The sequence below is a fragment of the Yoonia sp. genome, assembly GCF_017854415.1.
Lineage (GTDB): Bacteria > Pseudomonadota > Alphaproteobacteria > Rhodobacterales > Rhodobacteraceae > Yoonia.
This window is the reverse complement of sequence record NZ_JAFMHR010000171.1, coordinates 1-5,190: the sequence shown is the minus strand read 5'-3', so window position 1 is coordinate 5,190 and position 5,190 is coordinate 1. Positions and strand designations below refer to the sequence as shown.

At 54.3% G+C, this 5,190-nt stretch carries 6 protein-coding genes and 1 pseudogene; 2 read left to right on the top strand and 5 right to left on the bottom strand.

The window, feature by feature from the left end:
• Window positions 1-216: 216 nt before the first annotated feature.
• The 3 genes from QZ197_RS14620 to cysK all read right to left on the bottom strand — a co-directional run bounded on the left by QZ197_RS14620 (window position 217) and on the right by cysK (window position 2,458).
• Window positions 217-501 (bottom strand): hypothetical protein, encoded by a 285-nt coding sequence (locus QZ197_RS14620; protein WP_296432881.1) that lies wholly within the window; start codon window positions 499-501, stop codon window positions 217-219.
• A gap of 418 nt (window positions 502-919) precedes the next feature.
• Window positions 920-1,207 carry a hypothetical protein gene (locus tag QZ197_RS14615; RefSeq protein WP_271533049.1) on the bottom strand — a complete coding sequence of 96 codons (288 nt, stop codon included), beginning with the start codon at window positions 1,205-1,207 and terminating at the stop codon, window positions 920-922.
• A gap of 171 nt (window positions 1,208-1,378) precedes the next feature.
• Window positions 1,379-2,458, bottom strand: a complete 1,080-nt coding sequence (gene cysK / locus QZ197_RS14610) for a cysteine synthase A (protein ID WP_296432879.1) — start codon at window positions 2,456-2,458, stop codon at window positions 1,379-1,381.
• Between the two features lie 161 nt (window positions 2,459-2,619).
• On the opposite strand from cysK, the pseudogene QZ197_RS16140 reads away from it, so the two are divergent.
• A pseudogene (locus QZ197_RS16140) lies at window positions 2,620-2,895 on the top strand (winged helix-turn-helix domain-containing protein); the annotation flags it as partial.
• Between the two features lie 12 nt (window positions 2,896-2,907).
• Window positions 2,908-4,170: a hypothetical protein gene (locus tag QZ197_RS14605; RefSeq protein ID WP_296432877.1), complete on the top strand. Its 1,263-nt coding sequence runs from the start codon at window positions 2,908-2,910 to the stop codon at window positions 4,168-4,170.
• A 117-nt stretch (window positions 4,171-4,287) separates the two neighbouring features.
• Here the strand turns inward: QZ197_RS14605 and QZ197_RS14600 are convergent, their stop codons facing one another.
• Window positions 4,288-4,689: a hypothetical protein gene (locus QZ197_RS14600; protein WP_296432876.1), complete on the bottom strand. Its 402-nt coding sequence runs from the start codon at window positions 4,687-4,689 to the stop codon at window positions 4,288-4,290.
• Window positions 4,689-5,190, bottom strand: a 502-nt coding sequence (locus tag QZ197_RS14595) for a zinc ribbon domain-containing protein (RefSeq protein ID WP_296432874.1), incomplete at its 5' end; no start/stop codon positions are given. The genes QZ197_RS14595 and QZ197_RS14600, both read right to left, overlap by 1 nt.

The following is a 5,190-nucleotide window of genomic DNA, read 5'->3' as shown; positions in this document are numbered from 1 at the left end:
AAACTTATTGACGTTTAATCGCTTTATTACTGACATTCGATTTCTCCAATATGGGTTAAACTAGTAGGCACTGGCTGTTTCGATATTAATATCACTGCTTCTCTTCAGTCGGTCCAATTTAGACCGCATTATCCGGCGGAGAAGCACACCCCTCTCACAATATTTTCTTTTGACACCCATGATCCGCCAAAAGAGCAAACAGTATATTCTGGAGACTTATTTTACGTGAAATAGTGTTACTTCACCTTCTTCAACAACAACGCCATCCATCAAATGTCCATTGGCTGCCATGCGCTTCGTGCGTTCTTCAGCTGATCGATCAAATGCAGCTTTGTCTTCATAAATTGATGTTAGCGAAGCAGTTAGTGGGCCAGTTCTTACTGAAACTAATAATAGAGCTTCAGGAAACCCTGCAGGCGCTGTCGATGCGTAATTAGCTTGAAGTTCGTCTGCGGCCGCTTCTGAAGCAAACGTGATTGTGTTTATCCGAGCATAGGTCATTATTTTAATATCCCTTAATTATTTTGTGTCTCAGCACGATAAGCAAACAAAAAGATAAGCTGGCGTATCGCTTTAAGCAGTAGAGCATTTCGGTTGGCTCAACGTAGTTAACGCTGCATAACTGGCGTTACTTCAAAGTGACCCATCTCTAAAACTGGATCAAAAGCAGCATCAATTTGTTCAAAACTATCTGCTTCAACAACCATATAACTCTTATGTTAAAGTCTGTTTACGTAATTTGCGTGAATCTTAAGCCCGTGGTCTGGTAAACTTGCGAGCGTATTTTTCCACAGCGGCCCTCTTTCAGGATCATGGGTTTGGCAAGTTGAATAGTCGTGTGTCATTGTAATCATGAATAACATTTTATTTCTCCATTTTGTGGCACCAAAATTAAGTCAGTGGAAGGCTACAAAGACAGTTACTCGACAGTGCTATGAATTAGGTCACCGCTTAAAGCTATTGTGTGTCGGTTGATCGCATCAAACTCTTGCAGAAGATGCCGTTGACCATCCAACCAATTTACACCGTCAGCCGCATCTTGAGTAAGTATTTCCGAATTTCTTATCACAATTGCATGAAGCTCATCTCCTGATTGCATAAGATGGAAAATGCGGTGCTTACTTCCATTAAATGCGGTAATACTAGCGACAAATTCATCAAAACATTCAGGCTTAGGTTTGAACCTAATAATAGATAGTTTTTGCATTATTTCTCCAATTCAAGTTGATTAAGGTTTTGTTGTGATCGAACGCGTCATCGACCATCCGATGCGCCAGAACGCGGGTCTCGCCGCAATCGCCCGAGTCGAGCTTTTTTCTGCGCCAGCGATACCCTGCTTGCTCATCTTGTTCTCCCTATTGCTGTTTGTTTCCTGGGGTCAGCCCATCTGATATCCGGGGGTCGATTGCGACAGCGCAGCCTCATCCGCATCCATGTCTTCGGGAATGTTGGCAAAAAGTGGGGTTGTCAGGTATCTTTCGCCAGTATCAGCTAACATTGCGAGGATCACCGACCCCGGCTTTGCACGTTCGGCAATCCCCATCGCCACAGCGACAGTTGCACCGCCTGAAATGCCGGTCAAAATCCCCTCGCGTTGCGCCAACTTTTTGGCCCAAGCGATGCCGTCGGCACCCGTAACCGGAATCAACTCATCATAGCCGCCACTGTCTAGACACTCTTGCAAAACGTTCGGAATGAAATCAGGTGTCCATCCCTGAATCGGATGCGGCTCAAAGCTTGGGTGACCCGCAGCAGGCCCACCATCCGCGCTGCGCGACTGCGCAATGCCGCTGCCAACCAGTTGGGCGTTTGCGGGTTCGGTCAGGATAATCCGCGTCTCTGGCCGCTCTTTGCGCAGGACACGCGCAAGCCCGGTCACCGTTCCGCCGGTGCCATAGCCGGACACCACATAGTCCAGCCGGTCTCCCGCAAAGTCGCCGATGATCTCACGCGCCGTGGTGGATTCATGGATGTCGGCATTCGCAGAGGTTTCAAACTGGCGGGCCAGAAACCAGCCATGCTTTTCGGCCAGTTCGACGGCCTTCATGTACATGCCCGTACCTTTCTGCGCGCGCGGGGTTAGCACCACCTTTGCGCCCAGCATCCGCATCAGTCGGCGCCGCTCGACCGAAAAGCTGTCGGCCATTGTCACAACCAATGGATAGCCTTTTTGCGCGCAAACCATCGCGAGCCCGATGCCAGTGTTGCCGCTGGTCGCCTCCACCACAGTTTGCCCAGGCTTCAGGGTGCCGTCGCGCTCTGCCGCTTCAATGATGTTCAACGCCAGCCGATCCTTGATTGACGCAGCCGGATTAAACGATTCTACTTTTACGTAAACCCGTACCCCATTCGGTGCGAGATTGTTGATCCGTACGACTGGCGTATCACCAACTGTGTCCAGAATGCTGTTGTACAGCATCCCGCGTCCCTTGGTTGCGCGTATGGTCTTGGCGTTCATGTGTCGGCTCCCCAGTATCGGATTAGCAAGGCCCGATGCCCTGAACTTTTCCCAATTTAGCGTTTTTCGCCGGGGTATGCTTGAAGGAGTTCTGAAGATTTCATGTAGAAGGCTGCATTTTTACGGTATCATAACATTACAATTTTGCGGTACCATTTCCTATGGCGTGGACTTTTGGTGACTTCCGGCTTGACCCCGAACGATTTGAGCTATCCTGCGGCAGTGAGTTGGTGCGGCTGGAGCCGCAGGTTCTTGCGCTTATTTGTCTCCTTGTACGTCATCACGACAGAATGGTGACTAAGGACGAGATCGTCGAAAAGGTCTGGCACGGGCAGAGTGTTTCAGACGCCAGCATTTCGAGCCGCATCAGGTCGGCGCGCCTGGCGGTGGGCGACGATGGCCATCATCAGACGACAATCCGGACAGTGCATGGAAGAGGCTTTCGTTTCGTGGCGGAGGTTGTAGAAACCGCTCCTGCACAAGCCGCCGCAGCAACGGCCACCCCGGAACCAAACAGTCGGTTAATAGGAAGGCCCACGATTGCCATTTTGCCGTTTCGACCATTGGCGATGACGCCGGAGCTTGCCATCCTTGCGAATGCAATCCCGTATGAGATCATTCAGGCGTTGTCGCGTCTTCGCTGGCTGGCGGTGATCGCGCGTGGGTCGTCATTCCGGTTCCGCAAACCCGACCCGGACCTCGACCTTGTCGCAACCGCACTTGGTGCCCGCTATGTCCTTTCCGGGATCATCGAAGCCAATGTAAGTGGGCTGGCCGTCACGCTCGAACTTTCCGACGCCAGCACCAACGAGGTGATCTGGGGTGATCGGCTTGGGGCTCCGCTTGATGCAATCGACGATCTTCGCAACCGCATCGTCGCACGTCTTGTCACGGCGATGGATGTTTACATTCCTCTGAACGAGGCCCGCAGCGCACAAATGGCCGCGATCGAGACGCTGGATGCCTGGACCATTTATCATCTGGGGCTGCAACACCTTTATCGCTTTACCACCACCGACAATCAACGGGCAAAGGGCCTCTTCGAACGGGCAGTCATGCTGGACCCGCATTTTGCGCGCGCGCATGCGGGTCTTTCCTTCACAAGTTTTCTTGAGGCGTTTCTTCATCTTGGGCCCGATGTGAAAGAAGCATCGCGCGCAGCGCGCCATCATGCCGAAAGAGGGTTGGAATTGGACTCGCTGGATCCTTTTGCCAATTTTACCATGGGCCGTTCGCAATGGTTGACCCATGACCTTGACGCAGCTGCGGAATGGCTTGACCGGGCCACCACGCTGAACCCCAACTATGCGCAGGGATTTTATTCTTCAGCCATGACGTCGATGCTGATCGGAAACTTGGCCGCGACTGAGGTCCGACTGGATACAGCATTGCAGCTTAGCCCGCTGGACCCATTGCTATACGGCATGCATGGGGTCCGGTCGCAAATGTTCATCCAGTCCGGCGACTATGCCGCCGCCGCCCGCTGGGGCGATCGGGCGGCCGCCACGCCTGGTGCACACTACCTGATCGCCATGGTAGCAATGGTTGCAAATGGGCTGGCAGAGCGTCACGAGACAGCCGCACGCTGGCGACAGAAGGTCCGCCAGAGCAAGCCAAATGCGAGTGCTGCGCATTACTTTGCCGCCTTTCCGACCCGCGATATCGCATCCAAAACGCTGATCGCAGACGAGCTGCGCCGCCATGGCTTTTGATGCAACGCATTGTGTCCATCGTCGAATGCTGTGGGATGCATGAATGGCTGGTCTTGTGAAGCTGCACTGCGGGAACTAGGCACGCGATGAGTGGCAGCTTTGGGCCGTTCGTGTTATTCAGGCGTCACCCTGTTCTGCATCATCAAAGGCGACCTTCGCCTGCTCTGCCCAAGGCAGTGCTGCACAATTACTGAGGTTGATTTCTGTTATGGCGACGGCGTCACGTTTGTAGACCAGCCGCTTCAGCACCTCCGGCGCTAAGTACGCCAACCGCAACTGCCTGCCGACATGGCGTTCTGCGAGGTTCACGGCGATTGCGAGATCGCGCACCGTCCCGAACTCACCGGCCTCCATGCGCCGCCGCCAGCTCCAGGCGCGACCGATGGCGCGTAGGATATGCGGGTCTTGGGTCTGGTCCTCACTCGGCAGGTAGTCCGCGGGCGGCAGGATCTTCGGCCGCCCGTTCTTTCTCCTCACCTTGAGGGGCACGAAGACCTGAATGGTGTCGGGTTCGCCCATCACTCTGCAGCCTCGAGTTGGCGCGGCGTCATCAGATCTCGCATGACGCCAGCGATGCCATCGGTGCGCAGGTCAATGACCAGGCCCTCAGCGGTCACCGTGACGCGGCGCACCAGCAGCTGAATAATGCGCGCCTGTTCGCCTGGAAACAGCTGCGCCCAAAGCTGCGGGAACTGCTGCAAGGCGGCGATGGCGTCAGCCTCTGGAATGTCATCCCTGTCCAATTTGGCGATAACCTGTGCTGTGGTTTCAGGGGTGCGCAGAACGCGGCGGATCTCGGTAATGACTGCTGTTTCAACCGTATCTGCTGGCAAGCGCCGCGGGATGCCGTCGTCGGGCGTCTCACGGTTCTTCAGAAGGTCCATCGACACGTAGTACCTATACCGGCGTGTGCCTTTCTTCGTGCTGGAAGGCGTCATGGCCGCGCCGGTGGCGGTGAACAGCAGTCCCTTCAGCAGCGCAGGCGTCTGCGTGCGGCTATTGTTGGTACGCTTGCGAGGG

Excerpts from the sequence above, each read along its gene's own strand:
- QZ197_RS14600 (WP_296432876.1), bottom strand. The coding sequence starts at position 4,689 with ATGGGCGAACCCGACACCATTCAGGTCTTCGTGCCCCTCAAGGTGAGG.
- cysK (WP_296432879.1), bottom strand. The coding sequence starts at position 2,458 with ATGAACGCCAAGACCATACGCGCAACCAAGGGACGCGGGATGCTGTAC.
- QZ197_RS14620 (WP_296432881.1), bottom strand. The coding sequence starts at position 501 with ATGACCTATGCTCGGATAAACACAATCACGTTTGCTTCAGAAGCGGCC.
- QZ197_RS14615 (WP_271533049.1), bottom strand. The coding sequence starts at position 1,207 with ATGCAAAAACTATCTATTATTAGGTTCAAACCTAAGCCTGAATGTTTT.